The following is a 24,856-nucleotide window of genomic DNA, read 5'->3' as shown; positions in this document are numbered from 1 at the left end:
GAACTGAACGCTTGTACGGGCCGCGGGTCCGACGGGACGTCTAAGGAACGTATCGGATGACTTGGCTCGAACTACTCGCCGTCTTCGGAGCGGGCATCGCCGCGGGCGGAATCAACACGATCGTCGGCTCCGGCACCTTGATCACCTTCCCGGTGCTGCTGGCCTTCGGGCTGCCGCCGGTCACCGCGAATGTGTCGAACACCATCGGCCTGGTGCCCGGTTCGATCAGCGGCGTCATCGGCTACCGGCGCGAACTCGCCGGTCAACGTTCCCGGCTGCTCCAGCTCGGCACGGCCTCGCTGCTCGGTGGCATCACCGGCGCAGTGCTGCTGCTGGTGCTGCCCGCCGCGGCGTTCAAGGCGATCGTGCCCGCGCTGATCATCGTGGCGCTGATCCTGGTGGTGGTGCAGCCGCGGCTCGCGGCCTGGGTCAAGCGGCGGCGCGAGAACGACAACGGGACCGTTCCGGAGCACGGCGGGCCGATCCTGCTCGCGGCGGTGTACGGGACCGGTATCTACGGCGGCTACTTCGGCGCGGCCCAGGGCGTGCTGCTGATCGGCCTTCTCGGCATCTTCGTGCACGACGAGCTCCAGCGGCTCAACGGCGTGAAGAACGTGCTGGCGCTCATCGTCAACGCGGTCTCGGCGGTGATCTTCATCGTGGTCGCCGAGGTGGACTGGCAGGCGGTGGCGATGATCGCGATCGGCTCGATCATCGGCGGCCAGCTCGGCGCCCACTACGGCAGGCGGTTGTCGCCCACCATGCTCCGCGCGGTCATCGTGGTGGTCGGCAGCATCGCGGTCGTGCGGCTGCTGACGTCCTGATCCGTGCCCCCGAGAGGAGAACCATGGCGCTGGAGATGCGCACGGCGTGCGAGCGCTGCGATGCGGCGCTCGTCGCGGACGGTCCCGCGGTGATCTGTAGCTACGAGTGCACGTTCTGCGCGGCGTGCGGGCGCGCCATGGGCGGCGTGTGCCCGAACTGTTCAGGCGAGCTGGTGGCGCGGCCGCGGCGGACCGCGCGATGAGACGGCAAGGACCGGAAGCGATCTCGGCGATCTCAGGGACGAATTCGTCACAAAGGATGACGACGCGCGCGGTGCCGACGGCACAGGATGGTCACCGTGCGTAGGTGGAAGTTCGTGCTGATCCTGGTCGCGGCGGCGGCGCCGGTGCTGACCGCGTGCACCGCGGTTCAGCAGGCGTCGGCCGTCTCGGAGCTGGTCCGGCAGGCCGACGCGGCGCCGACGCCGCGCCTCGACTGGCGGCCCTGCGCCGACGCCGATCTCAGCGGCTTCGAGTGCGCGACCGCCGCGGTACCGCTGAACTACGCCGAGCCCGAGGGCAAGACCATCGAAATCGCGGTGGTCCGGCAGCTCGCCACCGATCCCGAGCGCCGTATAGGCACCCTGTTCACCGCCGTCGGCGGGCCCGGCGGCTCCGGCCTCGACTGGGCGCGGCAGGGCGAGCTGGCCGAGGGTGAGCTCCGCGAGCGCTTCGACGTGATCACTTTCGACCAGCGCGGGATCGGCCGCAGCGCCGCGGTGCGCTGTTTCGACAGCGACGAGCAACAGCGCCGGTTCTGGGACGCCACGCTGCTGCCGCCCGCGAACGCCGAGCAGGAGCGCGCCGCCGAGCAGGCCGCGCGCACGCTCGCGGAGGGGTGCGCGAAGCACAGCGGCGAATTGCTCGGGCACCTCACCACGGTCGACGCGGCCAGGGACATGGACCTGCTGCGGCGCGCGGTCGGCGAGGAGCGACTGACCTACACCGGCGGGTCCTACGCCAGCTATCTCGGGCAGGTGTACGGCGCGTTGTTCGGCAAGCGCGTGCGCGCCCTTCAGCTGTCCTCGATGATCGACCCGAAGGTCTACACCGACGACGTCCGCGCCTCGGTCATCGATACCGCCGCCGGCACCACGGAGATCCACGCGGAGTTCCTGCGGCTGTGCGCCGAGGCGGGAAAGACGAAGTGCGCCTTCGCCGGTGGCCCCGAGCGGTCCGACCTGACCGGTCCCGCCACGCCGCCGGAGCGGGCCGAGAAGGCGGGCAGCGCCGCGCCCGAGCGCGTCGAGACCACCACCCTCGAGCCCGCCGACGCCGGGGCGGATCGGTTGCGCGCCAGGGACAACGCCCTGCTCGAGCGGCTGCGCCAAGGCCCGATCGCGGTCGGCGCGGGCGAGCACGCGTTGCCGGTGCGCTACAGCGAGGTCGTGCAGGCGCACGCGCTGCTGCTCTACAGTCCGGAGCGCGGCTGGCCCGCCCTCGCCGAACTGCTCATCGAACTGGAACGCGGACCAACGGGCGATCCGGCGAAGGTGCGCGAGATCCTGGCGGCGGGCGCGCCCGGATACGACTTCCTGGACGCCTTCACCGCGATCACCTGCGCCGACCAGAGCGCGGGTTGGCGGGCCGCCGACTGGCCCGTTCTCGCCCGCGAGACCGCTTCCGCCGAACCACTTTTCGGCCCGTTCTGGCTCGCCATGCACCAGCCGTGCGCGACGTGGCCCGCACCGGAGGACGGCTACCCGCAGCGCCACACCGGCCCGTGGACGCTCGGCTCCGACAAACCCGCGCTGCTGCTGAACAACCGCTTCGACCCGGTGACGCCGCTGACCTTCGCCAAGCGCGCGCAGCAGGAGCTGGTCAACGCCAGGCTGGTGGTGGTGGCCGACGGCTACGGCCACAACCCGGACGGCGACTGCGTGCGGCGACTGCGCGAGCGCTACCTCGTCGACCTGCGATTGCCCGCGCCCGGCGCCACCTGCGCCGCCGATCGGCAGCCGTTCGCGTCCTGACCCACGCTGCCTCCGGTCGGGCCGTGACGTTTCACAGTAGATAGCCCACTCCCGCTCAGGCACGCTATTCTGCGCTCGGCCATGCGTGATGAGGGAGGTGGCCTGGTGCACAGACGCGCCTTTTTCAAGGCGGCGGGTTTGGCAGCGCTTTTCGGCGCTGTTGGTTCGACGCTCGACTCGCGGCCCGCCGCGGCCGACCCCGTCTGGCACACGATGTTCCAGAACTGGGTGCCGGAAATCTTTGCGCCACTTCCCGATCCGCCCGAGCATTCGCCCGCTATCGTCATCGGCTCCGGTTTCGGCGCCGCCGTCACCGCGCTGCGGCTCGCCGAGGCGGGCGTCGCGAACACCGTGCTGGAGCGTGGATCGCGCTGGCCCAACGACCCGTGGCGGGAGATCTTCACCGGCGACGACCTCCCCGACGGCCGCGGCTTCTGGCACCGCACCGATTTCACCGGCGTCACCAAGGTTCCGATGCATTTCGCCAAGTTCGGCGGCGTGCTCGACTGCACCGAATACGCCGGCATCGATGTGTGGCGGGCGGCGGCGGTCGGCGGCGGCTCGGTGATCTTCTCGGGCGCGATGATCGCGCCGGAGCGCCGCTTCTTCGACGAGGTCTTCCGCGGTTCGGTGGCCTACGACGAGCTCGAGCGCGTCTACTACCCGCGGGTGCGCCAGATGTTGCGGCTGGACCCGATTCCGGCCGACATCTACGCCTCGGCCCCGTTCGCGCACTCCCGCGCCTGGGACGACCAGGTGCGCAAGGCCGGATACCACCCGCTGCCCAACGATTCGATCTTCACCTGGGACATCCTGCGCGGCGAGCTGGCGGGCACCACGCGGCCGTCGGCGACGGTGGCGCGCAGCAATCTCGGCAACTCGAACGGCGCGAAGTTCGACCTCAACCAGAACTACCTGCGCTACGCCCAGCAGACCGGCAAGTCGGCGGTGTTCCCCGGGCACCGCGTCGACGCCATCGGCAAGGAGTCCGGCGGTCGCTACGCGGTGCGCATCAGCAAGCTCGCGCCGACCGGCGAGGTGCTGGGCACCCGGACACTCACCTGCGACCGGCTCTTCCTCGGCGCGGGTTCGATCGGCACCTCCGAACTGCTCGTGCGCGCCAGGGCCACCGGAGCGCTGCCGGATCTCAACGAGCACATCGGCGAGGGCTGGGGCACCAACGGCGACGTGGTGCTCGCGCGCGGCGCCAGCTCGGTGGCCGGATTCGGCCAGGGCGTGCCGAGCGCGAGCCGCATCCTCGACGAGTCGACCGTGCCGGTCACGCTGGAGAACTGGTACATCCCCGGCATCCCGTTCGAGACGGGCGCGCTCGCCTCGCTCGGCATGGTGCTCGACCCGACGCGCAGCCGCTTCGGCTACGACCGGGCCAGCGACTCGGTGGGGCTGTCCTGGTCGACGCGCAATCGCGACGAGGTGGTCGCCGCCGCGCGCGCCGTCGATCGCCGCATCGCCGAACGCGCCGACGCGCTCGTGGAATACGGCGCGCTCGGCTACGACGCGAACGCCGTGTTCACCGCGCACCCGCTGGGCGGCGCGGTGCTCGGCTCGGCCACCGACGGCTACGGCCGGGTGCACGGGCATCCGGGTCTGTACGTGATGGACGGCGCGGCGATGCCGGGCAGCGCGGGCGCGGTGAATCCCTCGCTGACGATCACCGCGTTGGCCGAGCGCAACATCGAGGAGATCATCCGCTCCGGCCGCTGAGGATTCGCCGAGAACCATGTCCGGTCGGCCGTTTTCGGGCGGCGGGCCGATTACGCTCGGCGGGGACGTCGGCGTCGAAGGGATTCTTTCCGTGACAGTCCCCACCACCACATCGGACTTCGCGCAGGCACCGTACGCGAACGAGTACCCGCGTAAACCGCCCGCGCTGTGGACCGATTTCGTGATGCTCGCGCTCGCGGTGATCTCGGTGGGGCTGGTCGTGTGGATCACCTTCTTCACGGTGTCCGACCGCACCTATCGGACCATCGTGATCGTCGACTACGCGATCTGCGCGGTGTTCGCCGTGGAGTTCCTGTGGCGCTGGCGCAGGGCGGGCTGGCCGTGGACGTTCCCGTTCGTCTACTGGTACGAGGTCATCGGCATGATCCCGGTGGCGAACCCGTTGTTCCGCGGATTCCGGTTGCTGCGGCTCGTGGTGATCCTGGTGCGGCTGGCCAGGGTCGCCGACCGGGTCTTCGGCGATCGGGTGACCGCGGCGGTGGTCAACCGGTTCGTCAAGACCATCGTCGACGTCATCCGGCGGCCGATGACCATCGCGGTGCTCGACGAAGTGGCCCATGTGCTGCGCACCGGGCACTACACCCGCAATATCGCCGCCGCGCTGGAGGAGAACCGCGTGGAGATGGACGAGATGATCCTGGAGCTGATCAAGAAGGATCCGCAGGCCGGGAAGGTCCGCTACATCCCGTTCCACGACGACATCATCCGGCTGATCGCCGATACCAGCTTCCGCATCGTGTTCCAGGTCCTCGCCGATCCGCGCACAGACGAGCTGGTCTCGGACATGATCAGGGAGAACGTGGAGCAGATACGGCAGGCGGTGCGCGACGGCGTGCGCGTCGAGCCGTCCGCCTACGGCCCGACGCGGCACGAGCACACGGTGCGCTACCTGCTGGCCAACGACAAACCGCTGCCGTAGGCGTGCCTCAGTCTTCGTTCCGGCCGTGATCGTTTTGCGTACCTGCGCCTTCGCTCCGGCTCTGCGCGTTTGCGTACCGCGCCTTCCTTTCGGCCGTGCGGACTATCCGCGGACCGCTCCGGCTGTGTGGCTCACTCGGCGTGCGCCCCGTGCCGGATCTCGTCGCGCGGCCGCGCGTAGCGGATGGTCTCCCAGAGAATCAGCCCGCCGAGCACCACGAACAGGATGGCCAGCGAGGCCAGCGCGGGCAGCGCGCACGCCAACGGGGTGAGGGCGAGCAGCACGACCGCGGCGACCACTCGCTGCACGGACACCATCCGGGTCGCGTAGTGCTTGAAGCCGACCAGTGCGAGCAGGTAGATCACCACGCCGCCGTACAGCGCGTAGAGCGGGATGCCGTAGAGCGCGTCCGTCAGCGTGTGATGGGACGAGTCGCCGACGTAGTAGAGCACCTTCTTCAGCCCGAGCGAGAGCGCGATGATGCCGACGACCATCGGAAAGTGCCAGTACGTATAGCAATTGCGGGCGATCTTGATCTGGCGTTCGCCCTCGGCGCGCTTCAGTTCGTGTTCCACCGAGAGCGCGGCGACGTCGAAGTACGCCCACCACAGCAGGCCGGAGACCGCGAGCCCGAGCATCGAGGCGAGCGCGATCGGCCAGGAGATCGGCAGTCCGGCCACGCCGATGCCGATCGAGACGATCGATTCGCCGAGCGCGACGATGATGATCAGCCCGTGCCGTTCGGCGAAGTGGGTCGCCGAGTTGAGCCGCCAATCCTCACCGGCGAACATCGTCCACAGCATGTCGCCGACGATCGCCGCGAGCCACAGCCCGATCTGCACCGCGCCGTCGGTCATCGCGGCGATCACCAGCAGGGTGGTGCCGATGGCGATCGAGCCGAGCCCCCATCGCACCACCTGCCCGCGCAGTTGCGCGTCCTCGGCGCTGGCCAGCAGGAAGACCCATAGGTGCACCAGTCGAACGAGCAGGTAGGCGATCGCGAAGACGAGCGGGCCGAACCAGCCGCCGTCCAGGTCGTCGAAGGCTTCCGGGATGGTCAGCGCGGCGAGGAACGCCCCACCCATCGCGAAGAACATCGCGATCCTGGTGATGCCTTCGTCGGCGCGGACCACATTTCCCACCCACGCGTAGGCGATCCACACCCACCACATGACCGCGAGCACCAGCAGCGCGCGCACGATGTTCTCGGCGCTGGTGTCCCCGGCCGCCAGGGCGGTCACCATGGTGAACGCGAAAACTAGGACGAGGTCGAAGAACAACTCGAGCTGGGTCACCGAGGCGCCTTCGGCCATCGGTTGGAACCGAACTCGTTTGGTACCGATCATGGTGCCCATCGTCGCACCCGCGCCGGTTCGGCGCGGCCCGGAAACAAGGCGCGACCGTGCTTTTCGCTGAGGGCGTCATCGGCGCCCGGAATTATGCGCGCTCGCTATATCGCGAATTATGCGCACTCGCTATACGGAATGAAAACTCTCGGCTTCCGGGTAGCTTTCCGCGAATTCGATGAAGTTCTGCACGACTGTTTCATTCCAGCGTTGCACGGTGCGTTTCATCAGCAGGCCGGGCAGCGGGAGACGGGATTGCAACTCGGAGTGGTACCAGACGTTCGTGCCGTCCGCGCCGTCGGAGACCTCGAACCAGCCGCCGCCGCCGATCCCGCGCGAGCTGTCCACGACCTGCCAGGACGCGCGGTTCTCGGTCCATTCGTATTCGAGCACCTGCAAATCGGAGCTGCCGAGCACGTCGGCGGTGACGTAAACGCGGTGCGGCCTGCCGTATTCGTCGCGAGTGGCCACGCGCGCGTCCTGATACATCGACCATTCCGGCAGCATTTCGATCGCCGCCAAAGCGTCGAGAACGTGAGCCGGACTTACCTCGACGGTGAAGCGGATATCGGTTTTCGTGCGCATGCCTGTACCTCCGCCCCCCGGTGGATCAACTCGCCGATTCTGCACAGCGCTCTTCCCATTCGTCAACAACGAGGTCTATGGTGCGCGGTGCTACTGGCGAGTAGATATCAGCGAGGGCCGGAACGACTTTCGGGTCGGCCGTGGCAGCGATGTATTCGGACGCTATTCGCGGTGGTCGGGTCGGCGACCCGCCGGGAATCGGCGGGCCTGTTCGTCCTCTGGGCGGGGCAGCGCGGTTCAGGCGCCTTTACGGGCGATCACTCGGGGTGCTCGATCGTCGCGTCAGGTCCGGGATACACCAGGGATTCGTGTCCGTCCGTGAAACGAACCATGTAGGGCGGACCGCCGTCCGATCCGCGGACCTCGATGATCTCGCCTTGGCGATCACCTTCCCCCACCACGTGTCCGTGCACGTGCAGTCGGTCTCCAACGTTCGCCATCATCGGTCCATTATCGGATGGGCGTGACGCGTGTCACAAGGTTCCGGCGAATTCGCGCGGGTTCAGTCGCGGACGAGTCGTTCGACCGCCGTCTCGATCAGGTGCATGCTCTGTTCCTCGGTGAAGATGTCGGGCAGCGTCATGCGGTCCACGATCAGCCAGTTCAGCGTCAGATAGAGCAGGCGGACGGTGTCGGCGTCGCCGGGCTGGCCGGACTCCAGGTGGTTGCGCACATTGAAGTCGAGATCCTCGCGCACCCGTTCGGTGAGCACCGCGCGCAGCTCCGGTCGGCGCGTGGCTTCCAGGCGCAGTTCCAGCATGGCGAGGTAGCCGGTGCGGAACGCCTCGATGCGCGCGACGATGTCTTTCATCAGCTCGGTGATGTTGGCGCGGGTACGCGGCCCCTCGGTCACCTTGGCCATGGTCTCCTCGCTCGGTTGCAGCCGCTCGTAGAAGCGGCTGCCCACCTGGGTCATCAGGTCGTCGCGATTGGCGAAGTAGTTCGACGCCGTGCCCGCCGGGACCGCGGCTCGTTTGTCCACCGCGCGGAAGGTGAGGCCGCGCGCGCCCTCGTCCGCCAGGACCTCGATCGCCGCATCGATGAGCGCCTGCCGCCGCTCCGGGTTCGTCCGCATGTTGACACCACTCCATTCGTAGTACTACAGTTCAAATCACTACAAGCAGAGTACAACATGTCAGGTGGTCCAATGCGAAAGCTTGTCTATTACGTCGCCGTCTCGCTGGACGGATACATCGCGGGCCCCGGCGGGGAGTTCGACTTCTATCCGCTCGCGGACGACATGTCCGCCTGGATCAATGCGCACTACCCGGAGCCGATGCCGACTTCGATCCGAGCGCTCACGGGGATGCCGGTGGATACGCCGAACAAGAACTGGGACACGGTTTTGATGGGGCGCGGCACCTACGAAGCCGGTGGGATCGCCAACCCCTACGCGCACCTGAAGCAGTACGTCATCTCCAGCAGCCTCGGCCCGAGCGGCGACCCGGCCGTCGAAATCGTGGCGGGCGACCCGGTCGCCCTGGTGCGGCAGCTGAAGCAAGCCGATGGCCTCGACATCTGGCTGTGCGGTGGCGGCAATCTCGCGGCCCAGTTGGCCGACGAGATCGACGAACTGATCATCAAGAGCTACCCGGTCGTCGCGGGCAGCGGCATCCCGGCCTTCGCGGGTGCGTTCACCCCGACGCTGTTCACCCCGGCCCGGCGCCTGGAATTCACCAACAACGCCCAGGTCACCTGGTACAGCCGCGCCTGAATCGCCCGACCGAACCTTCCCCAGAAAGCAGGATCCCCATGCGAAAGCTCGTCTACTTCGTCGGCATGAGCCTCGACGGTTACATCGCCGGTCCGGACGGCGGCATCGAGTTCTTTCCGATAGCGCCGGACTTCGCCGAATGGCTCGCCGCCGAGTACCCGGAGACCTTGCCGACGCACGCACGTCCGCATTTCGGTCTCCCGGCCGACGCGCCATCCAAGAAGTTCGACACGCTGGTGATGGGCCGCGGCACCTACGAGCCCGCCTTGGCCGTCGGCATCACCAGCCCGTACTCGCACATGCGGCAGTACGTCGTTTCCAGCACGCTCGGCCGGATCGAAGACCCCACGGTCGAGCTGGTCGACGGCGATCCGGCGGGTCTGGTCCGCCGGTTGAAGCAGGAGGACGGCATGGACATCTGGCTGGCCGGTGGCGGCAAGCTCGCGGGCGCGCTCGTCGAGGAGATCGATGAACTCGTCGTCAAGAGCTATCCGGTCACCGCCGGTGCGGGCGTCCGCGCGTTCGACGGGCCGTTCCGGCCGACGCTGTTCGCCCCGACGCGGCGGCAGGAGTTCGGTAACGGCACCCAGGTCACCTGGTTGACCAAGGCGTGACGATCAGGCGGCGGTGAGGAAGGACAGGCGCACCTGGCGGTCGGGATTGTCCACGTTCAGGTCGACCATGGCGATCGACTGCCAGGTGCCGAGCATCAACTTCCCGCCGACGACCGGCACCGTGGCATAGGGCGCGATCATCGCGGGCATGACGTGCGAACGCCCGTGCCCCCGCGAGCCGTGCGCGTGCCGCCACCGGTCGTCGGCGGGCAGCAGATCGCCCAGCGCGGCGAGCAGGTCGTCGTCGCTGCCCGCGCCCAGTTCGATGATGGCGATACCGGCTGTGGCGTGCGGCACGAAGACGTGCAGCAGCCCGTCGCCACCTGCCGTTCCGGCGAACTCGGCGCACTGCGGCGTGATGTCGTGCACCACCTCGTGGCGGCCCGTGGTGACCGCGATCAGTGAGCTCTCCATGGCCCCATCATTCCCGGTTCGCGACGCCGCGCGGATGATCATTCGAGAGTTCCCGCACGTGTGTGCTTTTGCACAGCTCGGGGAGGTAGCCACGAATCCCGTGGACGGCGGCCGGTACTGTTGGTGGCTGTTACCAGCTGATTGTCGATCTTGGAGGACCCAGTCGTGGCTCTCGTTGTTCAGAAGTACGGAGGATCCTCGGTCGCTACCGCCGAGCGTATCCGGCGCGTCGCTGAACGGATCGTCGAGACCAAGAAGCAAGGCCACGACGTGGTGGTCGTCTGCTCGGCGATGGGTGACACGACCGACGAACTCCTCGACCTCGCCCAGCAGGTGGCGCCCGCGCCGCCCGCCCGCGAGATGGACATGCTGCTCACCTCCGGCGAGCGCATCTCCAACGCGCTCGTCGCCATGGCGATCCACTCGCTCGGCGCCGAGGCGCGTTCGTTCACCGGCTCGCAGGCGGGTGTGATCACCACCGGCGCGCACGGCAACGCGAAGATCATCGACGTCACCCCGAGCCGCCTGCGCGAAGCCCTGGACGAGGGCACCATCGTGCTGGTCGCCGGTTTCCAGGGCGTCAGCCAGGACAGCAAGGACGTCACCACGCTCGGTCGCGGCGGCTCCGACACCACCGCGGTCGCGCTGGCCGCGGCGCTGGAAGCCGACGTCTGCGAGATCTACACCGATGTGGACGGCGTCTTCACCGCCGACCCGCGCATCGTCTCCGACGCGCAGAAGCTCGAGCAGGTCTCCTACGAGGAGATGCTGGAGATGGCGGCCTGCGGCTCCAAAGTGCTGATGCTGCGCTGCGTCGAGTACGCGCGCCGCTACAACGTGCCCGTGCATGTGCGCTCGTCCTACACCGACAAGCAGGGCACCTACGTTTACGGATCGATGGAGGACATCCCCTTGGAGAAAGCAATCCTCACTGGCGTCGCGCACGACCGCAGCGAGGCCAAGGTGACCGTGGTCGGTCTGTCGGACGAACCGGGATTCGCCGCCAAGGTGTTCCGTGCCATCGCCGACGCCGAGATCAACATCGACATGGTCCTGCAGAACATCTCCAAGGTGGAGACCGGCAAGACCGACATCACTTTCACGCTGCCCAAGACCGAGGGCGCGCGCGCCGTCGAGATGCTCACCAAGCGCCAGGGCGAGATCGGCTTCTCCCAGGTCCTCTACGACGACCACATCGGCAAGGTGTCGCTGGTCGGCGCGGGCATGAAGAGCCACCCGGGCGTCACCGCCACGTTCTGCGAGGCGCTGGCCGACGCGGGCATCAACATCGACCTGATCTCCACCTCCGAGATCCGGATCTCGGTCCTGGTGAAGGACACCGAGCTGGACGACGCCGTGAAGGTGCTGCACCGCGCCTTCGATCTCGGCGGCGACGAGGTGGCCGTGGTGCACGCCGGAACGGGGCGCTGACATGATCGGGTCAAGCCCGGAGGCGGTAGCGGAGCGTGGCCACGTAGGGCTCCCGATCATGTCGAAAGGACACTGACATGATCGGGTCAAGCCCGGAGGCGGTAGCGGAGCGTGGCCACGTAGGGCTCCCGATCATGTCGAAAGGACACTGACATGGGTATTCGAGTAGGAGTCGTCGGCGCGACCGGACAGGTCGGCGCCGTCATGCGCAAGCTGCTGGAGGAGCGCGACTTCCCGGCCGACGAGGTGCGGTTCTTCGCGTCCGCGCGCTCGGCGGGCAAGAAGCTGCCGTGGCGCGGCGGCGAGATCGTGGTCGAGGACACCGAGACCGCCGACCCGTCCGGCCTGGACATCGCGCTGTTCTCCGCGGGCGCCACCATGTCCCGCGTGCAGGCACCGCGGTTCGCGGCGGCGGGCGTCACCGTCATCGACAACTCGTCGGCATGGCGTAAGGACCCCGAGGTTCCGCTGGTGGTCAGCGAGGTCAACCCGGAGGCGACCCGCAACCTGGTCAAGGGCATCATCGCCAACCCGAACTGCACCACCATGGCCGCGATGCCGGTGCTCAAGCCGCTGCACGACGAGGCGGGCCTGACCAGACTCGTCGTCTCCAGCTACCAGGCGGTCTCCGGTTCCGGCCTGGCCGGTGTGGACGAGCTGGCCTCGCAGGTGCGCGCGGTGATCGACGACGCCGAGAAGCTGGTGCACGACGGCAGCGCCGTGGCGTTCCCCGCGCCGAACAAGTACGTCGCGCCGATCGCCTTCGACGTGATCCCGCTGGCCGGTTCGCTGGTCGACGACGAGTCCGGCGAGACCGACGAGGATCAGAAGCTGCGCAACGAGAGCCGCAAGATCCTCGGCCTCCCCGAGCTGCTGGTGAGCGGCACCTGCGTGCGGGTTCCGGTCTTCACCGGGCACTCGTTGTCCATCAACGCCGAGTTCGCCAACCCGCTGTCGGTGGCGCGGGCCAAGGAGCTGCTCGCCGACGCGCCCGGTGTGAAGCTGGTCGACGTGCCGACGCCGTTGCAGGCCGCGGGCGCCGACGAGTCGCTGGTCGGCCGCATCCGCCAGGATCCCGGTGCGCCGGATGGTCGCGGTCTCGCGCTGTTCGTCTCCGGTGACAACCTGCGCAAGGGCGCGGCGCTGAACACCATCCAGATCGCCGAGGTGCTGCTCAGCGACCGCTGAGTTCGCTTGTCGAACCGGGCCGTCCGATCCGCCGCAGGGTCGGGTCGGCCCGGTCGTCGTATCCGGGGCTGGCACAATCCCTCCGGTAGGCGAGTTCGGCGTGGAGAGGTGTGGCCGGTGGGTTCATATGTCGCCGTGCACATCGCGGACTGGCCGCGGCTGGCGCGGACGGTGACCGAGCGGGCGCCGCGCCGGTTCGCCGACCTGGACTGGCCCGACGAAGACCATCGCCAGCGGTACCCGATCGGCCTGCGCTGGCTGGACAGCGCCGAGCACTGGATCGCCGAATACCGTTTCCACGCTTATAGCTCCGCCGCGCTGCATTCGGAATTCGAAGCCGTCTGGCGCGAAGCCCGCCTCTTCGTGCCGTGGGACGCGCCGACCGAAACGGCCGAGCTGATCGCCGACACCGACCTGTTCCTACGCGGCCTCTACGGCGCCGAGCTGCCCGTCGAACCCGCCGCCCACCACCCGTGGCGTCCGCACAGCGACACCATCCAGCCCACCACCTGGCTAGCGCACTCTCCGGCGCACTTGGCCACCCTCGCCAATCTCTGGGGCCGCATCGCTCCCCGAATCTCCGACCTACAGCCCCACCTGGAACGCGAAACCGGCAGCCGCCACCGCATCACCAACCCCGCCACCTTCGAACGCATCCTCCGCGACTGGGGCGAGGTGGTGCACGAAGCCGACACCCGGCGCTGGGGCATGCTCGTCGACATGTGGTGAGACCACCCGTGCCGCGCGAGGTACGGACGGTCTGTGGTCGGTCAGCGGATGCCGGGAGTGCGGGGATCGTGCCCGAGGCAGACGACGATGAAGCACCCGGGGGGGATATCCGCGAACGGAGGCGCGAGCTGGTAGTTCAAGCAGGAGAAGACATTGCAGCCCGGATACGCGGCCGGGCCGATGCCGAAGACCGCGAGCAGCAGGTCGGCGTCGACGAGGCGGCGCGGATCCAGGCGGATCGGCGGCTCGACGTACGGCCCGGGATCGGGGACGGGATTCTCGGGCATGGCGGCGAAGAGCATGCGAAAGAACTCGTACGGCAGTTCGTCGGTGTTCTGCAAGACGCCGGAAACGCCCTTGCTGCTGACGTTGCCGAAGACGCCGGTCCACATCACCATCAGATCGAGCGAGGGCAGCACGAAGACGTTCTGCAAACCCAGCCCGGCCATCATGTACATGTCGGGCGGCATGAACGCTGGCGATTCCGCGCAGTCGGGGCCGAGCCAGAAGAGGTAGCCGTAGCACGGGTTCGGCTGCGACGGCGTAAGCGCCATCCGGAGATACTCCTCGGACACGAGTTGTGCTGCGCCCCAACGTCCTTCGTTGCTCACCAGCAGGCCCAGCTTGGCGAGGTCGTTCGGCGGGATCATCAGATGCGCGTAGCCGTAGGTGTTTCCGGCGCGGTCCTTGGCCCAGTAGTAATCGGTGCGGAGGATGCCGAGCGGGTCGAACAGCTCGCGCTGCGCGAACTGCTGGAACGGCTCGCCGATGGCCAGTTCGATGACGAACGTCAGCAGGTCTACGTTGCGCTGGCTGTAGCTGAAGACGGTGCCCGGCGGATTGTCCAGCGGCACAGCGAGCGCCTGCACCGCGCTGTGTGGATCGATGGGGACGACTCCGGTGATGCCCTCGGTGAGCACGCCCACCGTCATGCCCGACGTCTCGGTGAGCAGGTCCTCGACCCGGATGGCTCGGTGCGCGGGATCGCCGAGCCCCGGGGGCAGGTACCTGTCGACCGGGGCGTTCAGGTCGAGCAGGCCACGATCCCACGCGATGCCCGCGAGCAGCGAGACCACACTCTTGGTCACACTCCAGACGTTCCACGCCACGTTGTCGGACTTCGCGTTCTTCAGCCCTTCGCCGATCAGGCAGTTGTGTCGAAAGACCTGGATGTTGAAGCGGTTTCGGCCACTGGCGAACTCCAATGCGGCGTCGAGCAGTTCGGCGTCGAACCCGGCTTGCTCCGGAGTCGCGCGTTGCGGCTCCCGACCGGAGCTGACCTCGCAGCGAACCTGTTTCGTGGTAGCGGCCGGAGCCGCCTGGGCCGTCGCGCCCGCAAGGCATCCCGCGACCAGCGAAACCGCCGCGATTCCGGCGAGGAATCCACAGAAACGCCCCATGGGCAAGAGGCTAGCGCGCCGGACCTTCGCATACGGGCCAACAGGCGGCGGCGCGCGGCACGAAAATCGCGGCGGCTCAGCGTGCCCGGCGCGGCACCGCGTAGAGCGCCGCGCCGAGTGCCAAGACGGCGAGTCCGACGAGCACCGACGCCGTCGGCAGCGCGGCCGCGACGACCATGCAGCCGAGCGCTCCCACCACCGGAATCCACCGCGCGGGGCGGTCCTCCGCCGCGGTCAGCGTCCCCGCCGAGACATTAGCGACGAGGTAGTAGACCAGCACGGTGAACGACGAGAACCCAATGGCCGCACGCAGATCGACGCTCGCCGCGACAACGGCGACCACCGCGCCGACGACCAGCTCGGCCCGGTGTGGCACCCCGAAGCGGGGATGCACCGCGGCGAGGGCGTGCGGAAGATGGCGGTCGCGCGCCATGGCGAGCGTCGTGCGCGAGACGCCGAGAATCAGCGCGAGCAGTGAGCCCGCCGCCGCGACCACCGCGCCGATCCGCACCACCGGCGCCAGCGCGGGGGCGCCCGCTTCCGAAACCACTCGCGCCAAGGGGTCGGTCGCGTCCGCCAAGCCGGACGAGCCGAGCACCGCGAGTGCGGCAGCCGCGACAACGGCGTAGACCGCGAGCGCGACGACCAGCGCGATCATGATGGCGCGCGGAATGGTGCGGCGCGGCTCGCGCACCTCCTCGCCGAGGGTGGCGATTCGGGCGTAACCGGCGAACGCGAAGAAGAGCAGCCCGGCCGCCTCCAGCACGCCGCGTGGACCGATCCGGTCCGGCAGCGCCGTGGCGGCGGTGTGCGTGCCCGCCAGTCCGATCACCGCCACCATCGCGAGCACCGCGAGCACGATCGCGACGATGACGCGGGTGGCCAGCGCGGACTTCTGCACGCCGGTGTAGTTGATCGCGGTGATGGCGAGCACCGTCGCGACGGCGACCGCCTTGGCCTGCTCGGGCCACGCGTAGTGGCCGACGGTGAGCGCCATCGCGGCGCACGAGGCCGTCTTGCCCGCCACGAATGCCCACCCGGCCAGGTATCCCCAGAACGGGCCGAGCCGTTCCCGGCCGTAGACGTACGTGCCGCCGGATACCGGGTAGCGCGCCGCGAGCCGCGCCGAGGACGTCGCGTTGCAGTACGCGAGCAACGCGGCGATGGCCAGCGCGAGCAGCAGCCAGGAGCCCGCGGCCGCCGCGGCGGGTGCGAGCGCGGCGAAGATCCCGGCGCCGATCATCGCGCCGAGACCGATCAGCACCGAGTCGGCCAATCCCAGCCGTCGGTGCAGTGCCGCGTCGCCTGAAATCATGGCAGCATCTTGGACCATTTCGGTGAACGCGTCTCACCGACTCCGCGGCGGCGAGCGGTTCATCGATGGACTGTGCCGGGCAGCGCCGATATGCGAAACGCCGCCAGGTCGGGGGGTAACCTGGCGGCGCCGCGGCGAGTAGCGGGACGCCACGCCAGCATCCCGACTCGGGTGTCGACGTCCCACAAGCGCCTCTCGGCGAGTGGTCGCTCGAAGCGACGAAGGGTGCGGCCCGGGGCTGTCCGGACGCCGACGGTGAGCTACAACCGGCGCCCGGCGGCAACTATTCCAGTGCTCAAATGTGTTGTGCGTCACGCTCGGTGCGCGGCGGGACGCGACCGGAGGACGCGAGGTTTCCGGGCGGTGACCGATTAGGATCAGCGGGGTATTCATGTGCTCGAACGGGGGAACCGCCGTGACCGATGATCCGGTGCTGGTCGAAATGCTTGCCGCGCTGGACCGAAGCCCCGATGTGCTCGCGCTGCGGCTGCGGGTCATCGAACTGCTCGCCGAGCGCGGCCGCCACGCCGAGGCGCTCGCGCAGTGCGGCGCCGCGCTGACCCAGGAGCCAGGCAACGCACGGGCCGTGGAGCTGCTGCAACAGTGCACCGCGGCGCTCGCGGGTGGCGCGGCTGCCACGCCGCACGCGCCCAGCGCGCCTGGTTCCGATGTCACGGCGTCGAGCACGGCAGCGTCGGCTGGTTTCAATGCCGCTGCGCCCGATGGAGTTTTGAATGCGCTCGCCGACTCGTCACGCGATGGGCAAGTGCCGGACGTCGAACCCGCCGCGCCGTCGAACCCCGAATCGGTCGCGGACTACGACTGGGACGCCGCCGAGGACCAGGTTTCCGACATCATCGCCCCGGCCTTCATCGATCCCGGGCCAGCGGAATACGCCGCGTCCACCGACGCCGGGTTGTTCTCCCGCAGCCGGGTGACGCTCGCCGACGTCGGCGGCATGGACGAGGTCAAGCGCCAGCTCGACCTCACCCTGCTCGGCCCGCTGCGAAACCCGGAGCTGGCCAAGGCATTCGGCACGTCCGCGCGCGGCGGCCTGCTGCTGTACGGCCCGCCCGGCTGCGGCAAGACTTTCATCGCCTCGGCGGTGGCGGGCGAGCTCGGCGCGAACTTCTATCCGATCGAGATCGCCGACATCCTCGACATCTACACCGGTTCCAGCGAACGCAACCTGCACAGCGTCTTCGAGGTGGCGCGGCGCAACGCGCCGTGCGTGCTCTTCCTGGACGAGGTGGACGCGCTCGGCCACAAGCGCAGCCAGATGTCGGGCAACTCGGCCATGCGCACCGTGGTGAATCAGCTGCTGAACGAGATGGATTCGGCCACCGTCGACAACGAGGGCGTCTACATCCTCGGCGCGACCAACCACCCGTGGGACATCGACGTCGCGCTGCGCAGGCCGGGCCGCTTCGACCGGATGATCCTGGTCGCGCTGCCGGATCCCGCCGCGCGCAAGGCGATTCTGCACTACCACCTGCGCGAGCGTCCGGTGGCGGGCATCGATCTCGGCGCGATCGCCGCGCGCACCGAAGGGTTCTCCGGCGCCGACCTCGCGCACGTGTGCACCTCGGCCACCCAGCTGGCGATGGCGGAATCGATCCGCACCGGCGCCGTCCGCCCGATCGGCATGGCCGACCTGGAGGCCGCGATGGCCCAGATCAAGCCGAGTGCGGGCGCGTGGTTCGAATCGGCGCGCAACGTGGTGGAATTCGCCAACGGCGACGGCAGCTACGACGAGCTCGCGATGTACATGAAGCGGATGAAGATGCGCTGAAAAGCCCTGCGGCATGACTAGTTTCGCCCACGAGGAGGTCGCGCGGGCCAAGGTGCTCATCGACCTCGGCCGGATCGAGGCGGCGCAGGCGAAGCTCGGCGCGGTGCTGGCGGGCGAACCCGACAACGCCGACGCGCTGATGTTGATGGGCTACGCCTGGTTCCGCACCGGCGAGTACGAGAAGTCCATCGGCTACAGCGCCGCCGCGCTGGCCGCGTTCCCCGACTACCAGTCCGCGCTGCGGGTGCTGGCGCTGGCCGAACAGGAACTGGCGCACCTGACCGAGCACGACCCGGCGGAACGGCAGCGGCACTACGATCGCGCGCTCGCCGCGGCCACCCGCAGCGCGGAACTCGACCCGGAGTACGTCGAGAACCTGCGCCTGCTCGCGGGGGTCCAGTCGGTGACGGACCCGGCCGCGGCGCTGGCGACCATCGACCGCGCGATCCAGATCGACCCCGACCACGCCGACCTGCACCGCGTCCGCGGTTCCATCCTGCGGCGCGGCGGCTCCTCCGCCGCGGACGCGGAAGCGGCGCTGCGCGAAGCGCTTCGGCTGCAACCCGAGCACGTCGACGCCACCCAGGAACTCGCGCTGCTCGACCTGGACCGCGGCGATTGGGAAGCAGGGGAGCGGGGTCTGCGCCTTGTCGCCCAGTGGGATCCGAGCCGCGCCGATTTCGTGCGCGCCACCCTCGCTGCGGTGGACGAACAGGCCGAATCGCTGGTTCGGCCGGAGTCTGCGTCCCCGTACATGCCCGCGCCGCCCGAGGTGCGGTACCTGCCGGAGACGCCGCGTTCGAACTGGCGGATCTGGGTGTCGCTGGTGTTCGGCGCCTTTCTGGTGCTGCGGCTGATCTTCGCCGCGGCGGGCTCCAACCCCGAGACGGAACCCTCGCGCCGGTCGCCGACGCATCAGGTGCCGACAGACCGTTTCCCGGGACACATTCCCACGCCTTATTTTCCGCCTACCCCGCGACCGTGGCCGTCGGGCTTCCCGCCGACCCTGCATCCGTGGCCATCGGGCTTCCCCCGGCCCGGTCTCACGCCGCCACGACCGCCTGTTCAGCCGCCGCCGAGGACGGTCCCGCCCCGCGTGCCCTGAGCCGACGGATCGCGCTTGGTCAGGAAGCCGGAGCTCCGACCGGCGCGAACAACGCCCTGAGCACCGCGGCGACCTGGGCGACCGCGCGCTCGACCGGGCCCAGCGGCTGGAAGAGGTGGCTGAGGGTGAGCCGGATGACGATCTCCGTGCGCGTCGTGAGTTCGTCCTCGGACAGGTCGGCCAGCTCGTATCGCGCCCGCACTGCCGCGCCGACCGCGTCGAGCGCCCGGCCGAGAATCGGCTCGGGGTCGGTCATCAGCGTCGGCAGCAGCTCGGTGTTGGCGGTGGAGCGCCCGGAAAGCACCGCTTTCAGCAGTGCGTTGTCGGAACCGGTGCGCAGCGTGAAGTCGACCGCGGCGGTCAGCCCCGCGGTCACGTCCGCCGGGTGCTCGGCGAGGCTGTCGGCGATACCGACCAGGAAGGTCTCCAGCTCCTGCTGGAGGACGAGGTCGGCGAGGTCCTGCTTGGTGCCGATCTCCTTGTAGAGCACCGGGCGGCTGACGCCGACCTCCTTGGCCACCCGCGACATGTTCACCGCGCCCCACCCCTCGGTGCAGACCAGCTCGCGCGCGGTCTCGATGACCCGTTCGCGCAGCAGTAACCGCATCTGGGACTGAAATCTCGGCGCTTCGGGCACGCCTTCCATCGTACACAGCACCCCAATTTGTCCGTGCTATTGACACTTGACGGCAAAGTGTATTCCAATTGGACACAGAGGCGCTATATGTAAAGTGCTCCACACCACACAAGATCGCCCGCGCCGACTCCGGCTTTCCGGGCAAGCGCGAGTTCTACGAGGAGACGAAGAATGACGACATCGCGATCGGAAGCGCAGGCACCGGCGCTGGAATGGCAGGATCGCAAGCGATATCTGTGGCTGTTCGGCCTGGTCGCGCCCACCGCCGTGTTTCTCGCGGCCTGGCTGGTCTGGATGTTCAACCAATTCGGGTTGCAGCCGGTGGCGCCGGTGTGGTGGTGGATCGGCCCGCTGCTCGTCTATGTGCTGCTGCCGCTCCTGGACCGCTTCTTCGGTCCCGACGGGCAGAACCCGCCCGACGAGGTGATGGAGCAGCTGGAGAACGACAAGTACTACCGGTACTGCACCTACGCCTACATCCCGCTGCAACTGCTGAGCCTGGTGTTCGCCTGCTACCTGTGGACGGCGACCGACCTGTCCTGGCTCGGTATCGACGGTGGACTCGGCCTGATCTCCAAGATCGGCCTCGCGCTGAGCATCGGCACGATGGGCGGCGTCGGCATCAACACCGCGCACGAACTGGGCCACAAGAAGGACGAGCTCGAGCGCTGGCTGTCCAAGATCACCCTGGCCCAGACCTGGTACGGCCACTTCTACATCGAGCACAACCGCGGCCATCACGTGCGCGTCGCGACCCCCGAGGACCCGGCCAGCGCCCGTTTCGGCGAGACGTTCTGGGCCTTCCTGCCGCGCAGCGTGTGGGGCAGCTTGCGCTCGTCTTGGGAGTTGGAGAAAGCGCGTCTGGCGCGAATGGGCAAGAGCCCGTGGACGATTCACAACGACGTGCTCAACGCCTGGCTGATGTCGGCGGTGCTGTGGGGCGCGCTGGTCGCGGTGTTCGGCCCGATCGTGCTGCCGTTCCTGATCATTCAGGCCGTCTACGGCTTCTCGCTGCTGGAGACCGTGAACTACCTGGAGCACTACGGCCTGCTGCGGCGGCGGACGCCGGGCGGTCGCTACGAGCGCTGCACCCCGGAGCACAGCTGGAACTCCGACCACATCGTCACCAACATCTTCCTGTACCACCTCCAGCGCCACAGCGACCACCACGCCAACCCGACCCGGCGCTACCAGACCCTGCGCAGCATGGACGGCGCCCCGAACCTGCCGAGCGGCTACGCCAGCATGATCACCCTGGCCTACCTGCCGCCGCTGTGGCGCAAGGTGATGGACGACCGGGTGCTCGCGCACTACGGCGGCGACATCACCCGGGTGAACATCCAGCCGAGCAAGCGCGACCGCGTGCTGGCGAAGTACGGGGTGCGGTGATGGCCGTCTACCGCTGCCCGATCTGCGAGTACGCCTACGACGAGAGCGCGGGCGCGCCCCGCGAGGGCTTTCCGCCGGGAACGTCGTGGTCCGCGGTGCCGGAGGACTGGTGCTGCCCCGACTGCGGCGTCCGGGAAAAGCCCGACTTCGAAAACCTGTCCCTCACAACCGGAAACTTACGATGAACACCGATTACAAACTCTTCCAGTGCGTCCAGTGCGGCTTCGAATACGACGAGGCGCTCGGCTGGCCCGAAGACGGCATCGAGCCCGGTACCCGCTGGGACGACATTCCCGACGACTGGTCCTGCCCCGACTGCGGCGCGGCCAAAGCGGATTTCGAGATGGTCGAGGTCAGTCGCGCATGACCGAACAGATCGTGATCGTCGGCGCGGGCGTCGCCGGAGCAACGGCGGCCAAGACCCTGCGCGCCGAAGGGTTTTCGGGTCGCATCGTCCTGGTGGGCGCCGAGGACGGCCTGCCGTACCGGCGTCCCATGGTCTCGAAGGAACTGCTCGCGGGCACCGCGGTCGAGCGGAGGACGTTGCTCGAGTCGCCGGAATCCTGGCGGGACAAGGACATCGAGCTGCGCACCGGCGTCACGGTCGAAACCATCGACACCGAGCACGGACGGGTGGCATTGTCCGGCGGCGAAACGCTCGGCTACGACCGCTTGCTGCTGGCGACCGGCGCCCGCGCCCGCACCCTGCCCGCACCGCAGCGCAACGTGCACACCTTGCGCGGCGCCGCCGACATCGAACCGCTGCGCGCGGCGATCGACGCGGGTAGATCGCTGTTGATCGTCGGCGGCGGTCTGATCGGCTGCGAGGTCGCGGCGACGGCGCGTTCGCTCGGCGCCGAGGTGACCGTGGTGCACGCCGGTTCGGCCCCGCTCGACCGCGTCGCCCCGCCCTCGGTGGGCTCGTTCTATCGAAAACTGCACGCGGACAACGGCGTCGCGATCCTGGACGACGTGCGGCTGACGCGCGTCGAGGGTCACGAGAGCGGCGTGACGGCGACAGCGCACGACGGCCGCGAGTGGACGGCGGGTGTGGCGCTCGTCGCCATCGGCTCGGTCCCCGACACGGCTCTCGCGGAGGTGGCGGGGCTGTCGGTCGACGACGGCATCCTCGTCGACGAGCACTACCGCACCTCCGCGCCGGGAATCTACGCCGCGGGTGACGCGGCCAGGCGCTTCGACCCAGAACTCGGTGCTCACGAACGCACCGAACACTGGAACAGCGCGCTGGCGCAGGGCGCGGCCGCCGCAAGAGCAATGCTCGGCAAACCCGCTGTCCGCCAAGATGTCTCGTGGGGCTGGTCCACCCAGTACGGTCTGAACCTTCAGTTCGCCGGACGTCTGCGGCACGACGACGACTTCGTGCTGCGCGGCACGCTCGCCGAGCCGAACTTCACCGTCCTCGCGCTGCGCCATCGCCGCCTGGTCGGCGCGGTCGCCATCGCCCGTCCCTCGGACATCCGTGCCGCCCGCGAGCTGATCGGCCACGGTGCGGTCCTCGACCCGGTCGAGTGCTCCGACGTATCGGTGGACCTCACCGAACTCCTCGCCCGGCACCGCGCGGAGCGGCGCTGATCCTTCGATAAAATTGGAACAGATCATTTTCTTGACTCATTCCAGAAAAGCATTCATGATGGGTTCATGCACACCAACCACACCGACCCTCGCGCCTTGCTGCGAGCGGCAGGCCTGCGGGTAACCGCCCCGCGGGTCGCGGTGCTGGACGCGGTCGCGGCCCGGCCGCATTCGGACGCCGACCGGGTGGCTGCCACGGTCCGGGAGGCCCTGGGCACGGTGTCCACACAGGCCGTCTACGACGTGCTGAACGCCTGTGTGCGCGCCGGAATCCTGCGGCGGATCGAACCGGCGGGCTCGCCCGCGCGGTACGAGACCCGGATCGGCGACAACCACCATCACCTGGTGTGCCGGAGCTGCGGCACGGTCGTCGACGTCGACTGCGCCGTTGGCAGTGCCCCGTGCCTGCAACCGCTGAACGATCACGGTTTCGTCGTCGACGAGGCCGAGGTCGTGTTCTGGGGCTTGTGCCCGACCTGCGGCTCGCGGGAGCAGCAGCCCGACGCGGCGGACTGAGCTCCGCCCACCATGTCAGCCCGGGCCCGCCCATCCCCCGGGACGATGCTCATCTGCGAAGGAGGCTTCGAATGACCAAGCCGACAACCACGAACACCGGAATCCCGGTGGAGAGCGACAACGAATCGCTCACCGCCGGCGCACAGGGACCGATCCTGCTGCACGACCACTACCTGATCGAGAAGCTCGCCCAGTTCAACAGGGAACGGGTGCCGGAGCGGATCGTGCACGCCAAGGGCTCGGGCGCCTACGGCGAGCTGGTCGTCACCAACGACGTCAGCGCCTACACCAAGGCCAAGCTGTTCCAGCCCGGCGCGCGCACCGAGTCGCTGGCCCGGTTCTCCACCGTCGCGGGCGAGCAGGGCAGTCCCGACACCTGGCGCGACCCGCGCGGTTTCGCGGTGAAGTTCTACACCGAGGACGGCAACTACGACCTCGTCGGCAACAACACCCCGATCTTCTTCATCAAGGACCCGATAAAGTTCCCGGACTTCATCCGCTCGCAGAAGCGTTTGCCGGGCAACGGACTTCGCGATCACAATATGCAGTGGGACTTCTGGACCCTGCGTCCGGAGACCGCGCACCAGGTCACCTGGCTGATGGGTGACCGCGGCATCCCGAAGACCTACCGGCACATGAACGGCTACGGTTCGCACACCTACCAGTGGATCAACGCCGCCGGTGAACGCTTCTGGGTGAAGTACCACTTCAAGACCGATCAGGGCATCGAATTCCTGACCCAGGCCGAGGCCGACCGGCTCGCGGGCGCGGACGCCGATTACCACCGCAAGGATCTGTGGGAGGCGATCGAGCGCGGCGAATTCCCGAGCTGGACCGTGTACGTGCAGGTCATGCCGGTGGCCGAGGCCGAGGGCTACCGCTTCAACCCGTTCGACCTGACCAAGGTGTGGTCGCACAAGGACTACCCGCTGATCGAGGTCGGCAAGTGGACGTTGAACCGGAACCCGGGCAACTACTTCGTCGACATCGAGCAGGCCGCGTTCGAGCCGTCGAACGTCGTTCCCGGCATCGGCTTCTCGCCGGACAAGATGCTGCTCGGCCGGGTGTTCGCCTACGCGGACGCGCACCGCTACCGCATCGGAACCAACTACGCGCAGCTGCCGCCGAACCGGGCGCGCGCGGCCGAGGTGAACTCCTACTCCAAGGAGGGCGCCATGCGCTACGACTACAACGACGCGAGTGTGCCGGTGTACGCGCCGAATTCGTTCGGCGGCCCGCACGCCGATCCGGAACGGGCGGGAGACGCCGGTATCTGGGACTTCGATCCGGCCATCGTGCGCGCCGGATACGTCCAGCACGCGGAGGACGGCGATTTCACCCAGGCGGGCACCCTCGTCCGCGAGGTGTACAACGACGAGCAGCGTGATCGATTGGTGGACAACATCGTTGGTCACGTTCTCGGCGGTGTCCGCGAGCCCGTGCTTTCCCGGGTGTTCGAGTACTGGAGGAACGTCGACGCGGATCTCGGCAAGCGCGTCGAGGAGGGCGTGCGCGCCGGTCTGAACGGCAACGGCTCCACCCCGCCGCCCGCGCAGGGCTGACTCGCAAGCGGCAAAGGTGCGCGCCGGCTTCCGGTGCGCACCTTTCTCGTTCTACCGCAGCGAT

The 24,856-nt window shown here is 68.5% G+C and carries 26 protein-coding genes; 18 read left to right on the top strand and 8 right to left on the bottom strand.

Going from position 1 to position 24,856, the window contains the following annotated elements:
- The first annotated feature begins 56 nt into the window (after window positions 1–56).
- From AB0H49_RS28165 to AB0H49_RS28145, 5 genes are all read left to right on the top strand, one after another.
- Window positions 57–824, top strand: a complete 768-nt coding sequence (locus AB0H49_RS28165) for a sulfite exporter TauE/SafE family protein (RefSeq protein WP_354998022.1) — start codon at window positions 57–59, stop codon at window positions 822–824.
- Window positions 825–847: 23 nt separating this feature from the next.
- A complete protein-coding gene (locus tag AB0H49_RS28160) occupies window positions 848–1,027 on the top strand; it encodes a DUF1272 domain-containing protein (protein WP_357255756.1) in 180 nt (59 codons plus the stop codon).
- A 96-nt stretch (window positions 1,028–1,123) separates the two neighbouring features.
- A complete protein-coding gene (locus tag AB0H49_RS28155; protein ID WP_357255754.1) occupies window positions 1,124–2,797 on the top strand; it encodes an alpha/beta hydrolase in 1,674 nt (557 codons plus the stop codon).
- Between the two features lie 81 nt (window positions 2,798–2,878).
- Window positions 2,879–4,522 carry a GMC oxidoreductase gene (locus AB0H49_RS28150; protein ID WP_357255752.1) on the top strand — a complete coding sequence of 548 codons (1,644 nt, stop codon included), beginning with the start codon at window positions 2,879–2,881 and terminating at the stop codon, window positions 4,520–4,522.
- A 91-nt stretch (window positions 4,523–4,613) separates the two neighbouring features.
- Complete coding sequence (locus tag AB0H49_RS28145) at window positions 4,614–5,462, top strand: ion transporter (protein ID WP_354998018.1); 849 nt, start codon at window positions 4,614–4,616, stop codon at window positions 5,460–5,462.
- Between the two features lie 131 nt (window positions 5,463–5,593).
- Here AB0H49_RS28145 and AB0H49_RS28140 read toward each other — a convergent pair whose 3' ends face one another.
- The 4 genes from AB0H49_RS28140 to AB0H49_RS28125 form a co-directional block, all read right to left on the bottom strand.
- Window positions 5,594–6,808 (bottom strand): low temperature requirement protein A, encoded by a 1,215-nt coding sequence (locus AB0H49_RS28140; protein WP_357255750.1) that lies wholly within the window; start codon window positions 6,806–6,808, stop codon window positions 5,594–5,596.
- Between the two features lie 129 nt (window positions 6,809–6,937).
- Window positions 6,938–7,393 carry an SRPBCC family protein gene (locus AB0H49_RS28135; protein WP_354998016.1) on the bottom strand — a complete coding sequence of 152 codons (456 nt, stop codon included), beginning with the start codon at window positions 7,391–7,393 and terminating at the stop codon, window positions 6,938–6,940.
- A gap of 257 nt (window positions 7,394–7,650) precedes the next feature.
- Complete coding sequence (locus AB0H49_RS28130; RefSeq protein ID WP_354998015.1) at window positions 7,651–7,836, bottom strand: DUF1918 domain-containing protein; 186 nt, start codon at window positions 7,834–7,836, stop codon at window positions 7,651–7,653.
- A 59-nt stretch (window positions 7,837–7,895) separates the two neighbouring features.
- Window positions 7,896–8,468, bottom strand: a complete 573-nt coding sequence (locus AB0H49_RS28125; protein WP_354998014.1) for a TetR family transcriptional regulator — start codon at window positions 8,466–8,468, stop codon at window positions 7,896–7,898.
- Window positions 8,469–8,540: 72 nt separating this feature from the next.
- Between AB0H49_RS28125 and AB0H49_RS28120 the strand changes: the two genes are divergently transcribed.
- On the top strand, window positions 8,541–9,107 hold the full coding sequence (locus tag AB0H49_RS28120; protein WP_357255747.1) for a dihydrofolate reductase family protein: 567 nt from the start codon (window positions 8,541–8,543) through the stop codon (window positions 9,105–9,107).
- A 38-nt stretch (window positions 9,108–9,145) separates the two neighbouring features.
- The gene (locus AB0H49_RS28115; RefSeq protein ID WP_354998012.1) at window positions 9,146–9,721 is read left to right on the top strand and encodes a dihydrofolate reductase family protein; all 576 of its coding nucleotides are present in this window, start codon (window positions 9,146–9,148) and stop codon (window positions 9,719–9,721) included.
- A 3-nt stretch (window positions 9,722–9,724) separates the two neighbouring features.
- Here AB0H49_RS28115 and AB0H49_RS28110 read toward each other — a convergent pair whose 3' ends face one another.
- Window positions 9,725–10,135 carry a YjbQ family protein gene (locus AB0H49_RS28110; RefSeq protein ID WP_357255745.1) on the bottom strand — a complete coding sequence of 137 codons (411 nt, stop codon included), beginning with the start codon at window positions 10,133–10,135 and terminating at the stop codon, window positions 9,725–9,727.
- A 165-nt stretch (window positions 10,136–10,300) separates the two neighbouring features.
- Between AB0H49_RS28110 and AB0H49_RS28105 the strand changes: the two genes are divergently transcribed.
- From AB0H49_RS28105 to AB0H49_RS28095, 3 genes are all read left to right on the top strand, one after another.
- Window positions 10,301–11,566, top strand: a complete 1,266-nt coding sequence (locus AB0H49_RS28105) for an aspartate kinase (protein WP_354998010.1) — start codon at window positions 10,301–10,303, stop codon at window positions 11,564–11,566.
- A gap of 153 nt (window positions 11,567–11,719) precedes the next feature.
- Window positions 11,720–12,754 (top strand): aspartate-semialdehyde dehydrogenase, encoded by a 1,035-nt coding sequence (locus AB0H49_RS28100; protein ID WP_354998009.1) that lies wholly within the window; start codon window positions 11,720–11,722, stop codon window positions 12,752–12,754.
- A 117-nt stretch (window positions 12,755–12,871) separates the two neighbouring features.
- Window positions 12,872–13,483: a hypothetical protein gene (locus AB0H49_RS28095; protein ID WP_357255743.1), complete on the top strand. Its 612-nt coding sequence runs from the start codon at window positions 12,872–12,874 to the stop codon at window positions 13,481–13,483.
- A gap of 41 nt (window positions 13,484–13,524) precedes the next feature.
- Here the strand turns inward: AB0H49_RS28095 and AB0H49_RS28090 are convergent, their stop codons facing one another.
- Together AB0H49_RS28090 and AB0H49_RS28085 are read right to left on the bottom strand one after the other, a co-directional pair.
- A complete protein-coding gene (locus AB0H49_RS28090; RefSeq protein WP_357255741.1) occupies window positions 13,525–14,883 on the bottom strand; it encodes a serine hydrolase in 1,359 nt (452 codons plus the stop codon).
- Between the two features lie 76 nt (window positions 14,884–14,959).
- Window positions 14,960–16,198, bottom strand: a complete 1,239-nt coding sequence (locus tag AB0H49_RS28085; RefSeq protein ID WP_357255739.1) for an APC family permease — start codon at window positions 16,196–16,198, stop codon at window positions 14,960–14,962.
- A 415-nt stretch (window positions 16,199–16,613) separates the two neighbouring features.
- On the opposite strand from AB0H49_RS28085, the gene AB0H49_RS28080 reads away from it, so the two are divergent.
- On the top strand, window positions 16,614–17,990 hold the full coding sequence (locus tag AB0H49_RS28080; RefSeq protein ID WP_357255737.1) for an ATP-binding protein: 1,377 nt from the start codon (window positions 16,614–16,616) through the stop codon (window positions 17,988–17,990).
- A 13-nt stretch (window positions 17,991–18,003) separates the two neighbouring features.
- Window positions 18,004–19,095: a tetratricopeptide repeat protein gene (locus tag AB0H49_RS28075; RefSeq protein WP_357255735.1), complete on the top strand. Its 1,092-nt coding sequence runs from the start codon at window positions 18,004–18,006 to the stop codon at window positions 19,093–19,095.
- 19 nt (window positions 19,096–19,114) lie between these two features.
- Here the strand turns inward: AB0H49_RS28075 and AB0H49_RS28070 are convergent, their stop codons facing one another.
- Entirely contained in the window at window positions 19,115–19,732 is a 618-nt protein-coding gene (locus tag AB0H49_RS28070; protein ID WP_357255733.1) for a TetR family transcriptional regulator, read from the bottom strand.
- Between the two features lie 171 nt (window positions 19,733–19,903).
- On the opposite strand from AB0H49_RS28070, the gene AB0H49_RS28065 reads away from it, so the two are divergent.
- The 6 genes from AB0H49_RS28065 (at window position 19,904) to AB0H49_RS28040 (ending at window position 24,792) form a co-directional block, all read left to right on the top strand.
- Window positions 19,904–21,121 carry an alkane 1-monooxygenase gene (locus tag AB0H49_RS28065; protein WP_357255731.1) on the top strand — a complete coding sequence of 406 codons (1,218 nt, stop codon included), beginning with the start codon at window positions 19,904–19,906 and terminating at the stop codon, window positions 21,119–21,121.
- The gene (locus AB0H49_RS28060; RefSeq protein ID WP_357255729.1) at window positions 21,121–21,306 is read left to right on the top strand and encodes a rubredoxin; all 186 of its coding nucleotides are present in this window, start codon (window positions 21,121–21,123) and stop codon (window positions 21,304–21,306) included. Before AB0H49_RS28065 ends, AB0H49_RS28060 begins: the two co-directional genes overlap by 1 nt.
- Window positions 21,303–21,488, top strand: a complete 186-nt coding sequence (locus AB0H49_RS28055; RefSeq protein WP_097247683.1) for a rubredoxin — start codon at window positions 21,303–21,305, stop codon at window positions 21,486–21,488. Before AB0H49_RS28060 ends, AB0H49_RS28055 begins: the two co-directional genes overlap by 4 nt.
- On the top strand, window positions 21,485–22,714 hold the full coding sequence (locus tag AB0H49_RS28050) for an FAD-dependent oxidoreductase (RefSeq protein WP_357255727.1): 1,230 nt from the start codon (window positions 21,485–21,487) through the stop codon (window positions 22,712–22,714). Before AB0H49_RS28055 ends, AB0H49_RS28050 begins: the two co-directional genes overlap by 4 nt.
- A 66-nt stretch (window positions 22,715–22,780) precedes the next feature.
- Window positions 22,781–23,230: a Fur family transcriptional regulator gene (locus tag AB0H49_RS28045; RefSeq protein WP_357255725.1), complete on the top strand. Its 450-nt coding sequence runs from the start codon at window positions 22,781–22,783 to the stop codon at window positions 23,228–23,230.
- 71 nt (window positions 23,231–23,301) lie between these two features.
- Window positions 23,302–24,792, top strand: coding sequence for a catalase (locus AB0H49_RS28040; protein WP_357255723.1), 1,491 nt, complete (start codon window positions 23,302–23,304; stop codon window positions 24,790–24,792).
- Window positions 24,793–24,856: the final 64 nt, after the last annotated feature.

The organism is Nocardia sp. NPDC050713, assembly GCF_040654315.1.
GTDB lineage: Bacteria > Actinomycetota > Actinomycetes > Mycobacteriales > Mycobacteriaceae > Nocardia.
Note: the sequence above shows the minus strand (reverse complement) of the source record. Positions and strands in the feature narration are given on the sequence as shown.

Excerpts from the sequence above, each read along its gene's own strand:
- AB0H49_RS28165 (WP_354998022.1), top strand. The coding sequence starts at position 57 with ATGACTTGGCTCGAACTACTCGCCGTCTTCGGAGCGGGCATCGCCGCG.
- AB0H49_RS28160 (WP_357255756.1), top strand. The coding sequence starts at position 848 with ATGGCGCTGGAGATGCGCACGGCGTGCGAGCGCTGCGATGCGGCGCTC.
- AB0H49_RS28150 (WP_357255752.1), top strand. The coding sequence starts at position 2,879 with ATGCGTGATGAGGGAGGTGGCCTGGTGCACAGACGCGCCTTTTTCAAG.
- AB0H49_RS28140 (WP_357255750.1), bottom strand. The coding sequence starts at position 6,808 with ATGATCGGTACCAAACGAGTTCGGTTCCAACCGATGGCCGAAGGCGCC.
- AB0H49_RS28135 (WP_354998016.1), bottom strand. The coding sequence starts at position 7,393 with ATGCGCACGAAAACCGATATCCGCTTCACCGTCGAGGTAAGTCCGGCT.
- AB0H49_RS28130 (WP_354998015.1), bottom strand. The coding sequence starts at position 7,836 with ATGATGGCGAACGTTGGAGACCGACTGCACGTGCACGGACACGTGGTG.
- AB0H49_RS28125 (WP_354998014.1), bottom strand. The coding sequence starts at position 8,468 with ATGCGGACGAACCCGGAGCGGCGGCAGGCGCTCATCGATGCGGCGATC.
- AB0H49_RS28120 (WP_357255747.1), top strand. The coding sequence starts at position 8,541 with ATGCGAAAGCTTGTCTATTACGTCGCCGTCTCGCTGGACGGATACATC.
- AB0H49_RS28115 (WP_354998012.1), top strand. The coding sequence starts at position 9,146 with ATGCGAAAGCTCGTCTACTTCGTCGGCATGAGCCTCGACGGTTACATC.
- AB0H49_RS28110 (WP_357255745.1), bottom strand. The coding sequence starts at position 10,135 with ATGGAGAGCTCACTGATCGCGGTCACCACGGGCCGCCACGAGGTGGTG.
- AB0H49_RS28100 (WP_354998009.1), top strand. The coding sequence starts at position 11,720 with ATGGGTATTCGAGTAGGAGTCGTCGGCGCGACCGGACAGGTCGGCGCC.
- AB0H49_RS28090 (WP_357255741.1), bottom strand. The coding sequence starts at position 14,883 with ATGGGGCGTTTCTGTGGATTCCTCGCCGGAATCGCGGCGGTTTCGCTG.
- AB0H49_RS28085 (WP_357255739.1), bottom strand. The coding sequence starts at position 16,198 with ATGATTTCAGGCGACGCGGCACTGCACCGACGGCTGGGATTGGCCGAC.
- AB0H49_RS28075 (WP_357255735.1), top strand. The coding sequence starts at position 18,004 with ATGACTAGTTTCGCCCACGAGGAGGTCGCGCGGGCCAAGGTGCTCATC.
- AB0H49_RS28065 (WP_357255731.1), top strand. The coding sequence starts at position 19,904 with ATGACGACATCGCGATCGGAAGCGCAGGCACCGGCGCTGGAATGGCAG.
- AB0H49_RS28060 (WP_357255729.1), top strand. The coding sequence starts at position 21,121 with ATGGCCGTCTACCGCTGCCCGATCTGCGAGTACGCCTACGACGAGAGC.
- AB0H49_RS28055 (WP_097247683.1), top strand. The coding sequence starts at position 21,303 with ATGAACACCGATTACAAACTCTTCCAGTGCGTCCAGTGCGGCTTCGAA.
- AB0H49_RS28050 (WP_357255727.1), top strand. The coding sequence starts at position 21,485 with ATGACCGAACAGATCGTGATCGTCGGCGCGGGCGTCGCCGGAGCAACG.
- AB0H49_RS28045 (WP_357255725.1), top strand. The coding sequence starts at position 22,781 with ATGCACACCAACCACACCGACCCTCGCGCCTTGCTGCGAGCGGCAGGC.
- AB0H49_RS28040 (WP_357255723.1), top strand. The coding sequence starts at position 23,302 with ATGACCAAGCCGACAACCACGAACACCGGAATCCCGGTGGAGAGCGAC.